We start from the raw sequence: 4,295 nt of genomic DNA on the forward strand, positions 1-4,295 counted from the left end.
GTCAGGCACCTTTAGGTGCGTGGCGTCGGCGAACGGCACCCGCAGGTATTCCGCCTGTCCCCCGGGATAGCCGCCCGTCAAATGGGTGTAGCCAAACAGACCAGCGGTGGTGTGCCCGAACACCTTGTCGCCGAGGTTCTTCTTGCGGTTCGTACGTTCGCAAACCGAAAAGTTCTGTCTCTTGCACTGGTCGCACTCACCGCAGATTATGGTGAACGGTACGACAATGCGGTCTCCCTTCTTCAGAGCGCCGTTGACGCCCCTGCCGACCTCCACGACCTCTCCCATCATCTCGTGGCCCATAATGTCGCCTGGCAGCATGGCTGGCACGTAGTTGTGGTAAAGGTGAAGGTCGGAGCCGCAGATGGCACAACTCGTCACCTTGATAATCGCGTCCCGTTCATCCTCAATTTCTGGATCGGAGACCTGATCGCAGCGTATGTCTTCCTTACCGTGCCAGACCAACGCACGCATAGCCCGCTCCTCTGTTGGCAAGGTCGATCGGGACCCGCGCTTGGCAAGCGGGCCATGCTATTCATCGACCGTGCCCGCCGCCTGTCGAACCGCAATGGCCGACCTATGTTCCGGGAGCTTGAGAGAATATTTTGGGCCATTCCAAACGGCGCCTTCGCCTGACCGCGACTCGCTTGCCGCTCCGTCTGAAGTCGGCTCCTCAGTCTTGATGCAGCTACGGCATGTCTTCGTTGTTTGTGCCATGCACGTTGGAGCCGTGCAGGAGGGACTGGATTTCGTCTAGATCGATGTTGCCGTCACCATTCTCGTCGATGCTATTGAACATCCTGCCGACCGCGCTTTGAACCTCGGCCTCGGACAGTGACCTGTCGCCATCCGTGTCCAACAGGCCGAACATAAGTCGCATGCCGGCACCGCGCATCATTTGGTGACCACGGTGTCGAGCCATTCTGTGTCCTCTGCCCCAGTCGCCACGATTTCGCCAATGGTCGCCATGCCGGCTAGCTTCATCGGGGGGGTCAGCATGCCCGTTGCGGTCGCCCTGGTCGTTGCGGCTATCTTCGTCACGGAAAGCTTCTTCAGAACCGCGATCCTGGTGCATCCTCTCCCGGACAGCTTGCTCAACCATCTGGCGGATTATTTCGCGTGTCTGTTCACCCCCCTGTCCGTTTGCGTTCGACCCGGCGCCGGGCTGTTCGGTCGCCGTCGTGGGTGCAGGCGTCGTGGGTGCCGGTGTTCCGCTTGACTGGGCGAGCGCCGGGGACGTGAGGGCTATGAAAGTGGCGGCGGCGGCCGTCGTGCTGTGTGGAAATCTCATGGCATGCCTCCATCGAACCATCGGCCGTGTTTGTTTGGGTCAAACTGGGGCTCGGTCTGATTGTTCCCTCAAGGGGATGAGGTCACGGCGAAGTTATAGGCCATGTGCCCGTGGGCGCAGGGCGACCACAACCAGAATGGTGGAGATGGTGATGGCATTCATGTCGTCGTAGCCGCCTTCTGGAATGGCGGAACGTGCCAAGGTGTTGCAGCGCTGTGGTGGAGCTTGCTTCGCTGCCGCGGCCTGCAGGGCGAGAGATCGCGCATCTCGATCTGCATCCACACGACTGGAAGCCAGAACAGGCCGGTAATGAGGTAAAGCAGGATCGAAAAGCGCAATCCACCCCTCGGTCGGCGAATAGGCGGAATGCCAGGCGAGGGCATGAGCCACCACCGCGGTTGCAGTGAACACGAATTCAGCGATCACGCGATGCGTGCGACCGTTACGATGGTCGCGGAATTTGCGGTCTGATGGGCGAGCAGCATGAACAAGGCGATGCCGGCCGGACGGCGAGTTGTTCGCAGACCGCCTCGGACGGTTCAGTGCAAGGATCAAATCCCCCTGCGCCGCTCATGGACGCAGCGCCAGCTCAGGAACCTGATCGGCGGGATCCGCGATGTTCATGGACCCGATTCCCGGCGGAAGTGCGGCATGTGGGCTGGATCGTTTGACAAGCGATCGGAATGTCAGGAAACCAGAGCGAGGCGGCGCGGCACAACCGGCGGCCAGCGCCTTGGCGAAGGTCACGCATGTCGACCTGCTGACCGCACGTCGGACAGATGTAGGAATATCCTTCTTGGGCTCGCCGCTGTAGAGCTTGCCGGGAATTGATCCACCAAGATCGGATTGCTCGTCATATCCATCGACTTGTCTCAAATGTTACCGAACTGTTCTGCGCATATTCCCGTCCGCTCGGTCAAAGTCTAACGATCAGGGAAGCACATTGGAAAGCACATGCGGTAACGGTTGATTCAACCATTGCTGGTATGTTGGTGTGGGTGGCGGCTCCGACAGTTGGGCGGGCGCTTCAGTGCCGGAGCCGCCTGCGCAGTCCGGTTGGGGTTTGACCGCGCCGTCCTATAATGGGACAGCGCGGTCAACGATTCGTTAAAATGCTCCGGAGCTAATTAAACGTGTGCTAAATTGAATCGCAGTGTTGCGAGTCAGCTCATGCGTTTGAAGGTCATCAGTCTATCGCGCAGGAAGGGCGAGGCGGTGTTAGCCGTCAGTCATTCTATCTCACGCGCTGACGACCTCTGGCGCATTCCAAGTCATCAATTGTGACATCAGCCGTTGAATCGACGCCGGTCCAACCGCCTGCTTCGTATTCGTTTCGCCGGAACCACCGATAGCTTCGCCCGTTGCTAAGCTGCCCCGTGACACACGAAATCATCGATCACTGCTTGATGTATGGCTAGCGACGGTGACTCACCAAAGACATGAACTCAGAAAAGAAACCAACGAAAGCTGGACCGTGTTTAACGTGTTGACTGGGCAGCCAGCAGACCCGTGGGCGCTCCGGCTAAGCTATGCCCGGACTCTTGTTCGCCTCTTGAACGCTGTCGAGTTGAAGCGAAAGGTCACTCGAAGTGACCTCTAAATACGCACTGCTGAAACACATCGGGAGCCGTTGGCAAAGCCACCGTTCCGTGGTCACCTACCTGAGACTCTCGCCCGATAGCAGAGGGTGACGTGGCAAGGCTTGAGCGCCCAACCTATGCCTGCAGCATCAAGAATATGATCCTGCCAAGAGCGCCTAAGAGCAGGGCGAATGCGGCGAAAGATTGAATAAAGAAGCCGGGGTACCGCTTCAGCGGTGCCGACAGGTAACCGATGAAGTAGGCAATCCTTCCCATTATCCAAAGCAGTCCCAGTGCAGCCGCCCATGGCGCGCTCCAGTAGACCGCGAAAAGGCACATCGACGGAAGAAAGTCCGGCAGCCATTCGATCGAGTTTGAATTAGCGCGGATTGTCCGCTCAAGCAGCGGATCCCCAGTCATGGTCGGGGCGAGAACGCCCGTCCTCTTGTGGGTTCTGGCGACTGTCAGCGCCATGCCAAAAATCATTAGGCTGCAAAGCAGCGTCACAATAGCCACCGAGAAATACCGTTCCATGCCTGCCTCCTCTCGTCGCGGAACAGGCAGGCAAGCAAAGGTTGTCGCCATGTGAAGCAGGTCGGCCTGAAGCCCGTAGATAGCGCAAAAACGCGTCTCTGGAAATGAGCTACGAAGGGTGGTCGATCTACGGTCGCATCCAACGCGCCTTCGGCGACTATGATGACATCGCCGCGGTGACGGCAGAGCCGACGTTGTCAGAGCCCGGTGACGTGCCGATCTTCAGCGCGGGCGTGCCTCGCGCAATAGACCAGCTCACGCTCAGCATCCCGGCGCCGATAGATTTTTCCAGCCTCAATCTCTCCTATACGCATCTTGAAAGTGCCGAAGGCCAGAAGAGCCAGATCGTTGGCCTTTCCTACAGCCAACAGATATTCAAGCGAAGCAGCCTCTATGCCACTGCCTTTACCGACCTTGAGGATAGCGGCAGCTTTGGAGTCTTGGCCGGCCTATCGGTTCCGTTCGGTGACGATATCACCGCTTCCACGGGAATAGAGCAGGGACCGGACGGCCTGAATGTCGTCGCCGACATCGCCAAGTCGGAGCGGTTGGAAGACGGCAGCATTGGCTGGCGAGCACGAACCTCGGAAGGCGACACGCCCAACCGGTCGGCCGCAGCAAGCTATCGCGCGCGCTTCGCCCGCTTCGAGGCTGGCGTCCAACAATACGGGAAGGACGTGCGGGCAACTGCGCAAATGGATGGCGCGATTGCCGTGGCAGGCGGCGGGGTCTTTGCCACAAATCGCATAGACGATGCTTTCGCCGTGGTCGAAGTCGGCGCTCCTGATGTCGACGTCCAGTTCCAGAACAGGCCGGTGGGAAAGACCAATCGGCAAGGGCGCATCCTGGTCCCCGGGCTTAACTCCTACGAACCGAACACGGTCTCCATC

3 protein-coding genes and 2 pseudogenes are annotated in these 4,295 nt (G+C 59.0%); 1 reads left to right on the forward strand and 4 read right to left on the reverse strand.

The window, feature by feature from the left end:
- The 4 genes and pseudogenes from EN991_RS25265 to EN991_RS25280 form a co-directional block, all read right to left on the reverse strand.
- On the reverse strand, positions 1–474 hold a 474-nt coding region (locus tag EN991_RS25265), incomplete at its 3' end, for an alcohol dehydrogenase catalytic domain-containing protein (RefSeq protein WP_164769358.1).
- A 214-nt stretch (positions 475–688) separates the two neighbouring features.
- Positions 689–1,075: a hypothetical protein gene (locus EN991_RS41105; protein ID WP_245461074.1), complete on the reverse strand. Its 387-nt coding sequence runs from the start codon at positions 1,073–1,075 to the stop codon at positions 689–691.
- A 467-nt stretch (positions 1,076–1,542) separates the two neighbouring features.
- Positions 1,543–1,794 (reverse strand): annotated as a pseudogene (locus EN991_RS25275) (DUF2269 family protein); the annotation flags it as partial.
- A gap of 1,212 nt (positions 1,795–3,006) precedes the next feature.
- Positions 3,007–3,405, reverse strand: coding sequence for an MAPEG family protein (locus tag EN991_RS25280; protein ID WP_127366653.1), 399 nt, complete (start codon positions 3,403–3,405; stop codon positions 3,007–3,009).
- 89 nt (positions 3,406–3,494) lie between these two features.
- On the opposite strand from EN991_RS25280, the pseudogene EN991_RS25285 reads away from it, so the two are divergent.
- Positions 3,495–4,295, forward strand: a pseudogene (locus tag EN991_RS25285) (fimbria/pilus outer membrane usher protein); the annotation flags it as partial.

This window comes from Mesorhizobium sp. M7A.F.Ca.US.005.03.2.1 (genome assembly GCF_003997795.1).
Taxonomy (GTDB): Bacteria; Pseudomonadota; Alphaproteobacteria; order Rhizobiales; family Rhizobiaceae; genus Mesorhizobium; species Mesorhizobium ciceri.